Annotated in this window: 17 protein-coding genes and 2 pseudogenes; 18 read left to right on the top strand and 1 reads right to left on the bottom strand. The window is 40.0% G+C overall.

What is annotated here, in order from left to right; all coding sequences use genetic code 11:
• Positions 1 to 49 precede the first annotated feature (49 nt).
• From ACLNCV_RS00865 to ACLNCV_RS00805, 13 genes and pseudogenes are all read left to right on the top strand, one after another.
• Complete coding sequence (locus tag ACLNCV_RS00865) at positions 50 to 223, top strand: hypothetical protein (RefSeq protein ID WP_228111531.1); 174 nt, start codon at positions 50 to 52, stop codon at positions 221 to 223.
• Complete coding sequence (locus tag ACLNCV_RS00860) at positions 223 to 735, top strand: HdeD family acid-resistance protein (RefSeq protein WP_000036821.1); 513 nt, start codon at positions 223 to 225, stop codon at positions 733 to 735. The genes ACLNCV_RS00865 and ACLNCV_RS00860 overlap by 1 nt, the downstream gene beginning before the upstream one ends.
• Positions 736 to 975: 240 nt before the next feature.
• Entirely contained in the window at positions 976 to 1,671 is a 696-nt protein-coding gene (locus ACLNCV_RS00855) for an AzlC family ABC transporter permease (RefSeq protein ID WP_000659743.1), read from the top strand.
• Positions 1,661 to 1,984 (top strand): AzlD domain-containing protein, encoded by a 324-nt coding sequence (locus tag ACLNCV_RS00850; RefSeq protein ID WP_000253937.1) that lies wholly within the window; start codon positions 1,661 to 1,663, stop codon positions 1,982 to 1,984. Before ACLNCV_RS00855 ends, ACLNCV_RS00850 begins: the two co-directional genes overlap by 11 nt.
• A 209-nt stretch (positions 1,985 to 2,193) precedes the next feature.
• Positions 2,194 to 3,024 carry an amino acid ABC transporter substrate-binding protein gene (locus ACLNCV_RS00845; protein ID WP_414367869.1) on the top strand — a complete coding sequence of 277 codons (831 nt, stop codon included), beginning with the start codon at positions 2,194 to 2,196 and terminating at the stop codon, positions 3,022 to 3,024.
• A 153-nt stretch (positions 3,025 to 3,177) separates the two neighbouring features.
• Positions 3,178 to 4,032, top strand: a complete 855-nt coding sequence (locus tag ACLNCV_RS00840; RefSeq protein WP_023948487.1) for a MetQ/NlpA family ABC transporter substrate-binding protein — start codon at positions 3,178 to 3,180, stop codon at positions 4,030 to 4,032.
• 99 nt (positions 4,033 to 4,131) lie between these two features.
• The gene (locus ACLNCV_RS00835) at positions 4,132 to 5,505 is read left to right on the top strand and encodes a M20 family metallopeptidase (protein WP_060627390.1); all 1,374 of its coding nucleotides are present in this window, start codon (positions 4,132 to 4,134) and stop codon (positions 5,503 to 5,505) included.
• Positions 5,498 to 6,559 (top strand): methionine ABC transporter ATP-binding protein, encoded by a 1,062-nt coding sequence (locus ACLNCV_RS00830; protein ID WP_424844777.1) that lies wholly within the window; start codon positions 5,498 to 5,500, stop codon positions 6,557 to 6,559. Before ACLNCV_RS00835 ends, ACLNCV_RS00830 begins: the two co-directional genes overlap by 8 nt.
• A 1-nt stretch (position 6,560) precedes the next feature.
• Positions 6,561 to 7,253, top strand: coding sequence for a methionine ABC transporter permease (locus tag ACLNCV_RS00825; protein ID WP_000444649.1), 693 nt, complete (start codon positions 6,561 to 6,563; stop codon positions 7,251 to 7,253).
• A 129-nt stretch (positions 7,254 to 7,382) separates the two neighbouring features.
• Positions 7,383 to 8,252, top strand: coding sequence for a helix-turn-helix domain-containing protein (locus tag ACLNCV_RS00820; protein ID WP_049500708.1), 870 nt, complete (start codon positions 7,383 to 7,385; stop codon positions 8,250 to 8,252).
• 184 nt (positions 8,253 to 8,436) lie between these two features.
• A complete protein-coding gene (locus ACLNCV_RS00815; protein ID WP_125454343.1) occupies positions 8,437 to 9,681 on the top strand; it encodes a transporter in 1,245 nt (414 codons plus the stop codon).
• Positions 9,682 to 9,697: 16 nt separating this feature from the next.
• A pseudogene (locus tag ACLNCV_RS00810) lies at positions 9,698 to 9,826 on the top strand (ABC transporter permease); the annotation flags it as partial.
• A 154-nt stretch (positions 9,827 to 9,980) separates the two neighbouring features.
• Positions 9,981 to 10,090: pseudogene (locus ACLNCV_RS00805) on the top strand (ABC transporter permease); the annotation flags it as partial.
• A 29-nt stretch (positions 10,091 to 10,119) separates the two neighbouring features.
• Here the strand turns inward: ACLNCV_RS00805 and ACLNCV_RS00800 are convergent.
• Entirely contained in the window at positions 10,120 to 10,689 is a 570-nt protein-coding gene (locus tag ACLNCV_RS00800) for an MptD family putative ECF transporter S component (protein WP_261050650.1), read from the bottom strand.
• Positions 10,690 to 10,823: 134 nt separating this feature from the next.
• Here ACLNCV_RS00800 and ACLNCV_RS00795 point away from each other — a divergent pair, with 134 nt between their 5' ends.
• The 5 genes from ACLNCV_RS00795 to nrdI all read left to right on the top strand — a co-directional run bounded on the left by ACLNCV_RS00795 (position 10,824) and on the right by nrdI (position 15,520).
• Entirely contained in the window at positions 10,824 to 11,438 is a 615-nt protein-coding gene (locus ACLNCV_RS00795) for a YesL family protein (RefSeq protein WP_261050649.1), read from the top strand.
• Positions 11,416 to 13,086, top strand: a complete 1,671-nt coding sequence (locus ACLNCV_RS00790; protein ID WP_424844776.1) for a sensor histidine kinase — start codon at positions 11,416 to 11,418, stop codon at positions 13,084 to 13,086. Before ACLNCV_RS00795 ends, ACLNCV_RS00790 begins: the two co-directional genes overlap by 23 nt.
• A gap of 11 nt (positions 13,087 to 13,097) precedes the next feature.
• Complete coding sequence (locus tag ACLNCV_RS00785) at positions 13,098 to 14,384, top strand: response regulator transcription factor (RefSeq protein ID WP_424844775.1); 1,287 nt, start codon at positions 13,098 to 13,100, stop codon at positions 14,382 to 14,384.
• A 60-nt stretch (positions 14,385 to 14,444) separates the two neighbouring features.
• Positions 14,445 to 14,978 (top strand): ABC transporter permease, encoded by a 534-nt coding sequence (locus ACLNCV_RS00780; protein WP_023946835.1) that lies wholly within the window; start codon positions 14,445 to 14,447, stop codon positions 14,976 to 14,978.
• Between the two features lie 77 nt (positions 14,979 to 15,055).
• The gene (nrdI, locus tag ACLNCV_RS00775; protein ID WP_004255033.1) at positions 15,056 to 15,520 is read left to right on the top strand and encodes a class Ib ribonucleoside-diphosphate reductase assembly flavoprotein NrdI; all 465 of its coding nucleotides are present in this window, start codon (positions 15,056 to 15,058) and stop codon (positions 15,518 to 15,520) included.
• The last annotated feature ends 24 nt before the right edge of the window (positions 15,521 to 15,544 follow it).

The following is a 15,544-nucleotide window of genomic DNA, read 5'->3' as shown; positions in this document are numbered from 1 at the left end:
ACTTATATCAGAATCCAAACTGAAAGAGCATATTGATGAGAAACGAGCTATGGACTATCTGCGATTGATTCAGGATATGTTTCGTTCCTATTATTTAACTGTTTCGTCAGATAGCAGTTTGCCTGACTTGGTTTCAGGATATGAACATCAATTATCACAGGTTTTGGATATGATGATTTATGGAATACTAGAGGAAGATTCCTCTAAAAAAGGAGAAAAATAATGTCGAAAATTTGGAAATGGTTGTTACTAATTGCGGGTATTTTTGCAGTTTTTGTAGGTTTTAATATGTTTGCACATCCTCTTATTAGCTTGGCTTCCATGACTTTCTGGTTTGCACTTGTATTTGCAGTTCAAGGGATTTCTGAGATTGTACAATACTTCAAATCAGAAGAAAAGCATGGCTGGAATTTATTTGGAGGAATTGTTACCCTCATCCTCGCTCTTACCTTGTTCTCAGGTAGCTTTATTGAAATGGTAACATTTGTACCATTTATCATTTCTTTATGGGCCTTGACAAATGGTATTACAAAAACTATCGTTGGTTTCAAGGTTCGTAAGACGGATAAATCGGTAGGTACCCCTCTAGTTTGGATGGGGATTTTAGGAATCGTAGCAGGTTTAATCATGATGGGACACCCATTGATGACCGGTCTCTATATTAGTTACACCATTGCCTTTGTCTTTATTTATCAAGGTATTGTGGCAATTGTTCAATTCTTCAAGATTAAATAAGAATAAAATGGAGTCTGTCTGATTACAATCAGCAGACTTTTTTCTCTTTCCTGAATGTGTTATAATAGTCCATGCTATGGCTGGAGCCTTTTCAGCCTACTTATACTCTTCGAAAATCTCTTCAAACTGCGTCAGCTTCTATCTGCAACCTCAAAACAATGTTTTGAGCAACCTGTGGCCAGCTTTCTAGTTTGCTCTTTGATTTTCATTGAGTATTATTAAGACAATATGAGGAGAAAGATGAAAGAAAAAGGATTTTGGGAGGGGGCGCAGGCGGCCATGCCAACGGCCCTTGGTTATGTCAGTATTGGCTTGGCCTGTGGGATTATTGGTGCGCCCTATGTGACACCTGTTGAGATGGGCTTGATGAGCCTCTTTGTTTATGCTGGGAGTGCCCAGTTTGCCATGTTGGCACTGATTGCGGTTCAAGCACCTGTGGCAGCTATTGCTATGACGGTCTTTTTGATTAATTTGCGTCTCTTTTTGTTGAGTTTGCATGCGTCAACCTATTTCCGTCATACCAGTCTCTGGCAAAATATCGGTATGTCTAGTCTCTTGACGGATGAGACTTATGGCGTTTTGATGGGCGAGTTAGCCCATACAGACAAGGTCAATCCGATGTGGATGCACGGAAACAATCTCAACAGCTATGTGGCTTGGTTTGTGGGAACAGTTGTCGGAACGGCTCTGGGTGGTCTGCTGCCAAATCCAGAAATCTTTGGCTTGGATTTTGCCCTGGTTGGGATGTTCATTGGAATTTTTGCTTCGCAATTCCAGATTATGCAAAGACGGATTCCTGTCCGCAATCTGCTCATTATCCTAGCAGTTGTTGCGGTGTCCTTCTTTTTACTCTTAACAGTGGTGTCTCAGTCGCTAGCTGTTCTGTTTGCGACCTTGCTAGGTTGTACAATGGGGGTGGTTTTAGATGGTCAGTAAGTATCTTTTATTAGCAGTTATTTTCTCTGGCTTGGTGACTTGGATTCCCCGTATGATTCCCTTCATCTTGGTCAAGTATAAGGGCTTGCCTGCAATCGTTGAGCGTTTTTTGAAATTCTTGCCTGTTTCTATTATCTTTGCCTTGATTCTTTCAAGCGTAGTGACAGGCAAGGTTGGGAGTCTTCCTCAAATCAAATGGCTGGACTTCTTAGCAGTCTTTCCAACGGCTTGGGTAGCCTTTCGCTACCGCAATCTAGTTGGAACAGTTCTCTTTGGAGTGGTCTTAACTGCAGTCTTGCGTTTGGTCTTTTAATACTCTTCGAAAATCAAATTCAAACCACGTCAGCGTCGCCTTACCGTACTCAAGTACAGCTTGTGGCTAGCTTCCTAGTTTGCTCTTTGATTTTCATTGAGTATAAATTAGCCATAAAGAAAACCTATCACAGAGATAGATATCATATAATGGCGGAAATGCTCTTTTTCTGTTAAGATTATAAGGTATTCTATTTTGGAGGAAATGACATGAAAAAAATCGTTAAATACTCATCTCTTGCTGCCTTAGGCCTTGTTGCTGCAGGTGTTTTAGCAGCTTGTTCAGGTGGTGCTAAGAAAGAAGGAGAAGCAGCTAGCAAGAAAGAAATTATCGTTGCAACCAATGGCTCACCAAAACCATTTATCTATGAAGAAAATGGTGAATTGACTGGTTACGAGATTGAAGTCGTTCGCGCTATCTTTAAAGATTCTGACAAATATGATGTCAAGTTTGAAAAGACAGAATGGTCAGGTGTCTTTGCTGGTCTTGACGCTGACCGTTACAATATGGCTGTCAACAATCTTAGCTACACTAAAGAACGTGCGGAGAAATACCTATATGCCGCACCAATTGCCCAAAACCCTAATGTCCTTGTAGTGAAGAAAGATGACTCTAGTATCAAGTCTCTCGCTGATATCGGTGGAAAATCGACAGAGATTGTTCAAGCTACTACATCAGCTAAACAGTTGGAAGAATATAACAAACAACACGCAGATAACCCAACTATCCTGAACTATACTAAGGCAGATTTCCAACAAATTATGGGACGTTTGAGTGATGGACAATTTGACTATAAAATTTTTGATAAAATCGGTGTTGAAACAGTCATCAAGAACCAAGGTTTGGACAACTTGAAAGTTATCGAACTTCCAAGCGACCAACAACCTTACGTTTACCCACTTCTTGCCAAAGGTCAAGATGAGTTGAAAACATTTGTAGACAAACGTATCCAAGAACTCTACAAAGATGGAACTCTTGAAAAGTTGTCTAAACAATTCTTTGGAGACACTTACCTACCAGCAGAAGCTGATATTAAATAATTTTTTGAAATCATCCATTCTGAATCAGGTGGGTGATTTCTCAATTTTTAAGTATATAGTTTTAAACTATATATCTGATTATCTAATAACAATTTGTGAAATCAAACAAATTGTGAGATACTAGTACGGTATTATTTTTAAGGAGAAAGAATCATGAAAATTAAAAAATGGCTTGGTGTAGCAGCCCTTGCTACAGTCGCAGGTTTGGCTCTTGCAGCTTGCGGAAACTCAGAAAAGAAAGCAGACAATGCAACAACTATCAAAATCGCAACTGTTAACCGTAGCGGTTCTGAAGAAGCTCGTTGGGATAAAGTTCAAGAATTAGTTAAAAAAGACGGTATTACTTTGGAATTTACAGAGTTCACAGACTACTCACAACCAAACAAGGCAACTGCTGATGGCGAAGTAGATTTGAACGCTTTCCAACACTATAACTTCTTGAACAACTGGAACAAAGAAAACGGAAAAGACCTTGTAGCGATTGCAGATACTTACATCTCTCCAATCCGTCTTTACTCAGGTTTGAATGGAAGTGACAACAAGTACACTAAAGTAGAAGACATCCCAGCAAACGGAGAAATCGCTGTACCAAACGACGCTACAAACGAAAGTCGTGCACTTTACTTGCTTCAATCAGCTGGCTTGATTAAATTGGATGTTTCTGGAACTGCTCTTGCAACAGTTGCCAACATCAAAGAAAATCCAAAGAACTTGAAAATCACTGAATTGGACGCTAGCCAAACAGCTCGTTCATTGTCATCAGTTGACGCTGCCGTTGTAAACAATACCTTCGTTACAGAAGCAAAATTGGACTACAAGAAAGCACTTTTCAAAGAACAAGCTGATGAAAACTCAAAACAATGGTACAACATCATCGTTGCGAAAAAAGATTGGGAAACATCACCTAAGGCTGATGCTATCAAGAAAGTGATCGCAGCTTACCACACAGATGACGTGAAAAAAGTTATCGAAGAAACATCAGACGGTTTGGATCAACCAGTTTGGTAATAAGAAACAGGGAGGTGGGAGAGAAAATTCCACCTCTTGCTTTTGTATAGAGCATGGATTGTAAAGAAGACTATAGGTTCATAGAAAGGTAGAGAGAATATGGTTTTTCCTAGCGAACAAGAACAGATTGAAAAATTTGAAAAGGATCATGTGGCCCAGCATTATTTTGAGGTTTTGCGTACCTTGATTTCTAAGAAGTCGGTCTTTGCCCAACAGGTGGGGCTCAAAGAAGTTGCTAACTATCTGGGTGAGATTTTCAAACGTGTTGGGGCTGAAGTGGAGATTGATGAGACTTATACGGCTCCCTTTGTCATGGCGCATTTCAAGAGTTCGCGTCCAGATGCTAAGACTCTGATTTTCTATAACCACTATGACACTGTGCCAGCGGATGGGGATCAGATCTGGACAGAGGATCCCTTTACTCTTTCAGTGCGCAATGGCTTCATGTATGGGCGTGGGGTTGATGACGACAAGGGTCATATCACAGCTCGTTTGAGTGCTTTGAGAAAATACATGCAGCACCATGATGATTTGCCTGTCAATATCAGTTTTATCATGGAGGGAGCGGAGGAATCGGCTTCAACAGACCTAGATAAGTATCTAGAAAAGCATGCGGATAAACTCCGTGGTGCAGATTTGTTGGTCTGGGAACAAGGGACCAAGAATGCCTTGGAGCAGTTAGAAATTTCTGGTGGAAATAAGGGGATTGTGACCTTTGATGCCAAGGTAAAAAGTGCGGATGTGGATATCCACTCTAGTTATGGAGGAGTTGTGGAATCAGCTCCTTGGTATCTCCTTCAAGCCCTACAGTCTCTTCGTGCCGCAGATGGCCGTATCTTGGTTGAAGGTTTGTACGAAGAAGTTCAAGAGCCAAATGAACGTGAATTGGCCTTAGTGGATACCTATGCCCAACGAAATCCAGGGGAAATCAGCCAGATTTATGGTTTGGAATTGCCTCTCTTACAAGAGGACCGCGCAGCCTTTCTAAAACGTTTCTTTTTTGAACCTGCTCTCAATATCGAAGGGATTCAGTCAGGTTATCAAGGACAAGGGGTTAAAACGATTTTGCCAGCAGAAGCCAGTGCTAAGCTAGAGGTTCGTTTGGTTCCTGGTCTAGAACCGCATGATGTTCTGGAAAAAATTCGGAAACAGCTAGACAAAAATGGTTTTGATAAGGTAGAATTATACTATACCTTGGGAGAGATGAGTTATCGAAGCGATATGAGCGCGCCAGCCATTCTCAATGTGATTGAGTTGGCCAAGAAATTCTATCCACAGGGCGTTTCAGTCTTGCCAACTACAGCTGGAACAGGGCCTATGCATACGGTATTTGACGCCCTAGAGGTACCAATGGTGGCCTTCGGTCTAGGAAATGCTAATAGTCGAGACCACGGTGGGGATGAAAATGTGCGAATCGCCGATTATTACACCCATATTGAATTAGTAGAGGAGCTGATTAGAAGCTATGAGTAGAGATATTATCAAGTTAGATCAGATCGATGTGACTTTTCACCAAAAGAAGAGAACCATCACAGCGGTCAAGGATGTGACCATTCACATCCAAGAAGGGGATATCTACGGAATCGTTGGATATTCTGGAGCAGGGAAATCAACCCTTGTACGGGTGATTAATCTCTTGCAAAAGCCATCTGCAGGGAAAATTACCATTGATGACGATGTGATTTTTGATGGCAAGGTGACCTTGACGGCCGAGCAGTTGCGTCGTAAACGTCAAGATATTGGAATGATTTTCCAGCATTTTAACCTGATGAGCCAAAAGACAGCAGAGGAGAATGTAGCCTTTGCCCTTAAACACTCTGGACTCAGCAAGGAAGAAAAGAAGGCTAAAGTAGCCAAGTTATTGGACTTGGTTGGCTTGGCAGACCGTGCTGAAAACTACCCTTCACAACTATCTGGAGGGCAAAAACAGCGTGTGGCCATTGCGCGTGCCTTGGCAAATAATCCAAAAATCTTGATTTCAGATGAGTCAACTTCTGCCCTTGATCCTAAGACAACCAAGCAGATTTTGGCCTTGTTGCAAGATTTGAACCAAAAATTAGGCTTGACGGTTGTCTTGATTACGCATGAAATGCAGATTGTCAAAGACATTGCCAATCGTGTGGCAGTCATGCAGGATGGGCATTTGATTGAAGAGGGCAGCGTCCTTGAAATCTTCTCAGATCCTAAACAGCCTTTGACTCAAGACTTTATCTCAACAGCCACAGGAATTGATGAAGCTATGGTCAAAATTGAGAAGCAAGAAATCGTACAACATTTGTCTGAAAACAGTCTTTTAGTGCAACTCAAGTATGCAGGTGCTTCAACAGACGAGCCACTTTTGAATGAATTGTACAAGCATTATCAAGTAACGGCTAATATCCTCTATGGAAATATTGAAATCCTCGATGGTACTCCTGTTGGAGAATTGGTTGTGGTCTTGTCAGGTGAAAAAGCAGCGTTGGCAGGTGCCCAAGAAGCCATTCGTCAAGCAGGTGTACAACTAAAAGTATTGAAGGGAGGACAGTAAGATGGAATCATTGATTCAAACCTATTTGCCAAATGTCTATAAAATGGGCTGGGCTGGTCAAGCAGGCTGGGGAACAGCCATCTACCTAACCCTCTATATGACAGTTCTTTCCTTCATTATCGGAGGGTTCTTGGGGCTAGTTGCAGGTCTCTTCCTTGTCTTGACAGCGCCAGGTGGTGTCTTGGAAAATAAGGTCGTTTTCTGGATTTTGGATAAGATTACCTCTATTTTCCGTGCGGTGCCATTTATCATTCTCTTGGCAGTCTTGTCACCCTTCTCACACCTAATCGTAGGGACAAGTATCGGGCCAAATGCGGCTATTGTACCCCTATCTTTTGCGGTCTTTGCCTTCTTTGCCCGTCAGGTGCAGGTTGTCTTGGCTGAGCTGGATGGCGGTGTCATTGAGGCGGCTCAAGCTAGCGGAGCGACATTCTGGGATATCGTAGGTGTTTACCTATCAGAAGGTCTTCCAGATTTGATCCGTGTGACGACTGTGACCTTGATTTCTCTTGTTGGAGAAACAGCTATGGCTGGTGCGGTTGGAGCTGGTGGTATCGGTAACGTAGCCATTGCTTATGGATTTAACCGCTACAATCACGATGTGACCATCTTGGCAACCATCATTATCATTTTGATTATCTTTACAATCCAATTCTTGGGAGATTTCTTGACTAAGAAATTGAGCCATAAATAAAAAGAACTAGGCAATCTGTACATCATTCATAGGAGTTGTCGTTATAGTCAAGACTTAAAATGCTCTGTACTGGTTGCTATCAATCGTCGCTTTTATGAGTTAGAGAGTTAAGAATTGTGGGGAGTCAATATGCAAAATCTGGGAGAAGTTTTTAAAGAATTGAGAAAGAGTCGGAATGTATCTCTACAGGAGGCGACGGGAGGAGAGTTTACTTATTCCATGCTGAGCAAATTTGAGCGTGGAGAAGCAGACTTATCATCTATGAAATTGATTGCTGCCTTAGATAATATCCACTCTGATTTGAATGAATTTATGTACTTGGTACGTGGTTTTTCTCAGAAAAAGATTTTGGCTTTTCAAGAAAATCTCTGGGAACTATATGATAGAGAAGGGATTGATTCTCTACACTCCTTGTATGAAGAGACGACTCAAAAGTATAGATTAAGTGGTGAAAAGAGCTATCTTTTACAAATGATTCGTATCAAAAGCCTTCTTGTGTTTTTTGCTTCAGAAATCAGGGCAACGGATGAAGAACTGACTTTTCTCTATGACTATTTTTTTACTATTGATATCTGGGGAAATTATGAATTAGAACTATTTTCAACTATTTCTACTTTGTTTCCTCTGCCCCTCTATTTTAAATATTCTAGGGAGATGTTACAAAAGACAGATTTATTAGGCTCTTTACCTAGTAACAAAGTTGGTATTGACACCATTTTAATTAATGGACTCTTTAAAGCGATAGAGGAAAAGGATAAATTAAAAGCAGACTATTTTGTTTTTCAGATTGAAAAACGAGAATTGCCAGAATCTCAAGCTTATCTTAAAATCATTTATATGATTGCTAAAGGGTATTATGATACTATTTTTAATGTAAAAAATAAGGGTCTTGAAAAAATCCAGAGAGGCATTGCAATCTTACAAGATTTAGAATATGTAGATGGTGCAAGATATTATGAAAACTATTTTGCAAATCAGCTCTCAAATGAAGATTTGTAATATATTCTCATTACATCGATTGACGAAAAATAAATAGGCTTGTAGGTGGATTGATAATTAGTAGTTTCTAGGCTCTAGAGTTTCTATTTGCAGAAAAAATATATTACAAAAAAGTGGGGAGTCCCGCTTTTTTTGTTAGACTGGTTTCAATGAAATACTCTTTGAAATGTGAGAAAGGCCTGTTATGAAACTGTTCTTAAACCACCATTTATTTAGGATACTTACCTTATCAAGGTTTTTGAGCTCAAGTGGAGCTTATATTTATAATCTGGTATTTATTGTTTATGCTGCGAGTCTACCCTTTAAAAATATAGCAGTATTTATGGCGAATATGATTACGATTTTACCTTTCCTATTTACTTTTTATGTTGGAATTAAGGCTGATCATACTCGGAATAAAGCAAGGACAATTATCTGGGTTGGTTGTGTGCAAAGTCTACTATTTCTTTTGATTGCTAGTGTGATTCATGACCAGAACTTCGTAACGTTTGCTTTTATCTGTATGGTTAATATCTGTTCGGATATTTTATCAGATTATACAGCAGGCCTGCGTATGCCGATTATCCAGCATAACATTTCGGAAGATAGGCTCTATGAAGCTTATTCCTTTACTCAGTTTGTTTCCTATTTATCAAATCTAGGAGGTCAAGCCTTAGGAGTGTGGCTACTCACAACCAGTCATCAAAATTTTTCTTTTGTTGCAATTGTGAATGCTGGTTTCTTTTTACTATCTTCTCTCATTTTGTTCAAAAATAGAAGAGAATTGACGCATTTGTCTGTAAGTGTAGAGAATAAGTCGATTAGTTTACTTCAACAAGTTAAGGCAATCTATGCGGACATGGATGCTATCTTTAGACAGCGAGAAAGTAAATCATTGCTTAAAATTATACTTGTCATTTTGGTGATGAATACTTTGGGAGGAGCTGTTGGAGGTATTTATCACTTTTACTTATTAGACCATACTATCTATCATCTCAGTTATGCTCAATCCCTATTTTTAATTGAATGTGTTAGCTTGGGAGGAGCTATTCTTGGTAGCCTAACCCCAAATGGTTATTTTGGGAAATTATCTTTTTCAAGCTTGTTATCGCTCAATGCAATTCTGTTTGTCTTGCTGGCTACTGCTAATATTTTAGAGTTCTCTCCTCTAGTAGGTGTTGCCTGCTTAGCCTTTGTCATGTATTTGATGTCGAAATCAATGCCTAAATTAGATACTTTGTTACTGTCTAATTTGAGCGCGGATGTATTAGCTAGAAGTAATAATCTTTTGAGTATGATTTTTTCCCTAACATTACCCTTGGGAATGTCTGTATTTTCCTTCTTAGCTTTACAAGATATCAGGCTTTGTTGGTGGGTGTTTTTGGTAGTGAGTGTGATAGGGTTGATTTTATCACTAGAAAAAGGAAGTTTTTCAGGTAAAAAATTTTAACCGAGAAAGCTCAGACTTACTAGAAGGTCTTCCAGATTTGATCCGTGTGACGACTGTGACCTTGATTTCCCTTGTTGGGGAAACAGCTATGGCGGGAGCAGTTGGAGCTGGTGGTATTGGTAACGTAGCCATCGCTTATGGATTTATACTCTTTGAAAATCAAATTCAAACTACGTCAGCTTTGCCTTGCCGTAGGTATATGTAACTGACTTCGTCAGTCTTATCTCCAATCTCAAAACAGTGTTTTGAGCAACCTGCGGCTAGCTTCCTAGTTTGCTCTTTGATTTTCATTGAGTATTAACCGCTACAATCACGATGTGACGATTTTGGCAACCATTATTATCATTTTGATTATCTTTGCAATCCAATTCTTGGGAGATTTCTTGACTAAGTCTTGAGCCATAAATAAAAAAGAGCCGCCTGGCTCTTTTTTATTGACTAGATTTTCTGCGCAAATTTTTTACTCAAGGCTTGTCCAATCAAGGCACCCAATAGGGCTCCGATGACTACACTTGCAACAAATAGAAGGATGGTTCCAGGATTTGGAGCAACCATGATACGGTCGATATATTCTTGAGATTTTCCTCTTGCCAGAAGGGTAGCCATATAGGCTTTGGGCGCAATCCACATAAGCAAGATTGGACCAGTTGAGCTAAAAGCAAAAATAACGAAAGAAAGGAAATTCTTTGTTTGGTCCTTGTATTTTCCTAGGCTAGCTACTCCATCTGCTAGGAGGCCACAGATAATGCCAGGAAGGAAGGCACCGGCACCGTGTTTAGTTCCCAAGAAAAAGAGGGCAATAACAAGGCCGATAGTGGTAATGGCTCCAAAACGCGGAACTTTTGCGATTAGAATCATATAGGCGCTACCGCCGACAAGGGCAGTAAAGGCAGGCGCATAAAACATGTTTCCAGTTTGATCAAAGAGATTGCCCAAAAGGACACCAATCCCCATGGAGAGGAAGTAAAGAACTGCAAAAAGTAGTGTAGTTAAGATAGATTTCTTCATGAATTGTCTCCTGATAATTTTTTCACAATTCTCATTTTACCATGGTTTGATGGGATTGTAAATGGATACTAGAAGTTTTTGAAAACGCTTGAAATATGATATAATAGTTTCATAGTTATTTTTAGGAGGATATCATGGGGAGATTTTTAGACTTTGTCTTTAATCGTTTCTTTTTAGGGATGATTGCGACAGCCTTCTTTTGGCTATTAACTTTAGCAGGAGGGATTATCCTTGGTCTAGCGCCGGCTAGTGCCACCTTGATGAGCCTATATGCAGAACATGGTTATAGCTTTCGGGAATACAGTTTGAAGGAGGCGTGGTCTCTTTATAAGCAAAATTTCGTCTCAAGCAACCTGATTTTCTATAGCTTTTTAGGGGTGGATCTAGTTTTGGTCTATGGCCTGTATCTCTTGGTTCAATTGCCTCATCAGACTATTATTCATTTGATTGCGACCTTTTTGAATGTCCTAGTAGTTGCCCTGATCTTTTTGGCTTATACAGTATCTTTGAAATTACAAGTTTATTTTGATTTGTCCTATCGAAATAGTCTCAAACTATCCTTGATTGGCATCTTTATGAGCTTAGCAGCTGTGGGCAAGGTTCTCCTTGGGACAGTGCTACTTGTGGCAATTGGTTACTATATGCCTGCCCTACTTTTCTTTGTAGGAATTGGGATGTGGCATTTCTTTATCAGTGATATGTTGGAACCGGTCTATGAAAGTATCCATGAAAAATTGGCGACAAAATAGAATGAAGCAGTTTTGGCTACATACGCTTCTGCGAACCTACAGTTCAGTTATGATCATTATTATTGCGAGTTTTGCAATCTTACTCTCCTATGCTGACTGGGATTCACGGGAAAAGGAAGCCCAGAGAGTAGCCCAGCGTGTAACTACTCGAACAGTCGAAGAGGTGGAGTATTATTATCGCGAGTCAGCTCAGCTAGCACAAGATTTAGTAGCCAATCAAGATCGTATACAAGGGGTTTATAAGTACTTTAGCCTCTCCACTTCTGAGTATTTTTATTGGCTGTTAGAGCATCAAGCGGCTTCGTCAACTTCTATTTCTCTGTATGAAAATATTGATGATCTTTATGTCCAAAATGACTATATAACGGGTGTTGCAATCGTCTTGCAGGACTTTAAAGAAGTTTATGTGTCAACAAGGGATAAAAGAAGTGGGCATGTCTTGCCATCTGAGGCTTTTAAACCGGAGGCCAATAGTTTTGGGATTCCTGTTCTGGACCCAGCAACGGACCAATCTATAGGAGTAATTTACATCTCCTTGGATCCAGAAGTTTTATATCATGCCATTGACAATACTCGAGGTCATATTCCGATGGCTGTTACCGTGACTTCACCTTTTGATACGGAGATTTTTCATATTGGCGAGAGAGTCAATAGGGAGCATGAGAACTGGTTTGTCGGTTTTACCTCTCATGGTTATCAGGTTCAGGTAGCAGTTCCTAAAAACTTTGTTTTGCAAGGAACAGTGACTAGCTCTGCTTTGATTGTGGGCTTGAGCATGCTCTTTATTGTTATTCTCTATCTGACTTTGAGGCAGACCTTTGCCAATTATCAAAAGCAGGTAGTGGATTTGGTGGATTCCATTCAAGCTATTGCTCAAGGAGAGGAAGGTCTCCGCATCGATACGCTTGAAAAGGACCAGGAATTGCTCCTAATCGCAGAGACGACCAATGATATGTTGGATCGTTTGGAAAAGAATATCCATGATATTTATCAGCTAGAACTTAGTCAAAAAGATGCCAATATGCGAGCTCTACAAGCTCAAATCAATCCTCATTTTATGTATAATACGCTGGAATTCTTGCGCATGTACGCAGTTATGCAGAGTCAAGATGAATTGGCAGATATTATTTATGAGTTTAGCAGTCTCTTGCGGAACAATATTTCTGACGAAAGAGAAACCCTTCTCAAACAGGAATTGGAATTTTGTCGTAAATATAGCTATCTCTGCATGGTTCGCTATCCCAAGTCCATTGCCTATGGTTTCAAGATAGATCCAGAGTTGGAGAATATGAAGATTCCTAAGTTTACCTTACAACCTCTGGTAGAAAATTATTTCGCGCATGGTGTTGACCACAGACGGACAGATAATGTGATTAGCATCAAGGCTCTTAAACAGGATGGTTTTGTGGAAATTTTAGTGGTAGATAATGGCCGTGGTATGTCAGCTGAAAAACTGGCAAGTATTCGAGAAAAATTAAGTCAGAGACATTTTGAACACCAAGCCAGTTACAGTGATCAAAAGCAATCTATCGGGATTGTCAATATCCATGAGCGTTTTGTACTCTATTTTGGGGACCGCTATGCTATTACTATAGAGTCTGCGGAGCAAGCAGGTGTTCAGTATCGTATTACAATTCAAGATGAGTAGAAAGGGAGAAAATGTATAAAGTATTATTAGTAGATGATGAGTACATGGTGACAGAAGGTCTGAAACGTTTGATTCCCTTTGATAAGTGGGATATGGAGGTCGTCGCAACAGCCAGTCATGCCGATGAAGCCCTAGAATATGTTCAGGAAAATCCTGTCGATGTGGTCATTTCCGATGTCAATATGCCCGACAAAACAGGGCTTGATATGATTCGGGAGATGAAAGAAATCTTACCAGATATTGCCTATATCCTTCTCTCGGGTTATCAGGAGTTTGATTATGTAAAAAGAGCCATGAACCTTAGTGTGGTGGACTATTTGGTCAAACCTGTTGATAAGGTAGAGTTGGGAAATCTGCTGGAGAAGATTGCAGGTCAGCTCGGCGAGAGAGGAAAGAAAAGTCAGACCCTTAGTCAAGATTTAGATGAGGCTGGATTTGTTAGTTATCTAGGAGGTGAGGAGAATTGGTGGATAGGCCTATCCAAGGAAAAACAAGGCTCCTTCACCATTCCTTACTATGTCTTGGGACAAGACTGGCAGATTTTTATTTCTGATCAACCCCTAGATGGTTTAGTCGTTACTCCCTTTGAAGCTCCTTATCAAGAACACTTTGAACGCTGGAAGCTGAATGCTGAGAAAGCCCTCTTTTACGGCTCTGTAAATCTACAACAGTCTGAGAGTCTCTTTACCTATTACGAACCGATTTATAGGGTTATCATTCAGGGGAATCTCAATCAAATCGTTGAAGAGTTGAACCTTTTGGAGAAGGTGGTTCTTGAAAATACGCCGCGTGTTCCGATTACCAAACAGCTTTTTATCCAGTTTGTCATGGATGTCTTCCACTTGTTTGAACATCTCAAAGCTGATGATATGACGGACATTGTCAAAACCATTCATGCTATTCAAACCTTCGATGAATTGGTTCTTTATATCAAGGAAACTCTGACCCGATTCTTTGGGCAATATCGTATGAATGAGAATGTGGTCAGTGTTCTGGAAGTTATTGGGCGTGATTATCAGAAAGAACTTTCTCTCAAGGATATCAGTAAGGATCTCTTTATCAATCCTGTCTATCTGGGGCAGTTGATTAAGCGAGAAACCAATTCGACCTTCGCTGAATTGCTCAATAAACAACGTATTAAGGCTGCCCAGCAACTTTTGCTTTCAACCAGTGACAGTATCGAAGACATCTGTTATGCGGTTGGTTACAGTAACGTTGGATATTTCTATAAAGTGTTCCGAAAATTGTGCGGAAAATCGCCAAAAGCTTACCGAAAACAGGTAGAAACGACACTATAATATTTGTATCCCTTTACAAAAAGTGCTATAATATCAATAATAACATCAGGAGGTTCTATCATGAAAAAGAAACCAATTTATCTATGGGTCTTGCTCATCTTGTCTGCCCTTATTTCAGCTACGTCTCTGTTTGAACTTTTGAAGCCCTTGCCTAGTAAAGAAGTCCTTCGTGCTGCTCAAAAACAAGTTGCAGGGGTCAGTGCTCAGCAGGTAGAAGATAGCATTAATTTTAGCTATAGAGTGGCAGAAGCATCTCATTCTATTTTTAATGTGGCCTTGGTTGTACTATCTGCTATTTTAGTGGTAGTAGCGATTGTATTCCTTGTTCGTAAGAATTTGCAGTATGCAAACTATACTTATGTCGGCTATGTTTTGCTAGCCATTATTGGTTCGATTTATACCTATGTGACTTTACAAGACGCTTTGCAGCTGGTTCAAGATGAAACTATTCGTTTGACAATGGGTATTGGTTCAAAAGCTGTCAGCATTTTCTATATCGTCATCAATGTTCTCTTCCTAGCCCTTGTCTTCTACAAGATATGGCGTCAGCAAAAAGCCTTGGCTGAAGAAGAGGAAACAGAAGAACTTGCCTAAGTATTGACAAAAAAGAACTATCAAGTTACAATCTTGGTAGTTCTTTTTCGATTAAAAATAAAATCATGGAGGTACATATGAAGACAATTTCTTTAGTTTATATTAGTCTGAGTGGCAATACTGAAAGTTTTGTGACGCGCTTGAAAGACTATCTCTTGTCCCAGTACGAGGGAATTGAGGTTCAAAAGATTCATATAAAAGATTTGGTCAAAGAAGGCCAAGATTTCTATGAAATGGACCATCCCTATGTTGCTTTTTTGCCGACTTACCTAGAAGGTGGGAATGGCGTGGATAACGGAGATGTTGAGATATTGACAACGCCAGTGGGAGATTTTATCGCTTATGGTGACAATGCTAGTAAGTGTTTTGGCGTAGTTGGTTCAGGCAATCGTAACTTTAATAACCAATACTGCTTGACAGCTAAGCAATACAGTCAACGTTTTGGTTTCCCTGTCTTGGCTGACTTTGAAATGCGAGGCATGCTGGGAGATATCAAACGTGTCGCAGCTATTATCGCAGATTTGTATGAGTTGGAAAGTTGAGCTTAGGCTTGACTTTTTTATTAT

Origin of the sequence: Streptococcus sp. CL5.50, assembly GCF_049738015.1 — a bacterium.
GTDB lineage: Bacteria > Bacillota > Bacilli > Lactobacillales > Streptococcaceae > Streptococcus > Streptococcus mitis_CA.
Note: the sequence above shows the minus strand (reverse complement) of the source record. Positions and strands in the feature narration are given on the sequence as shown.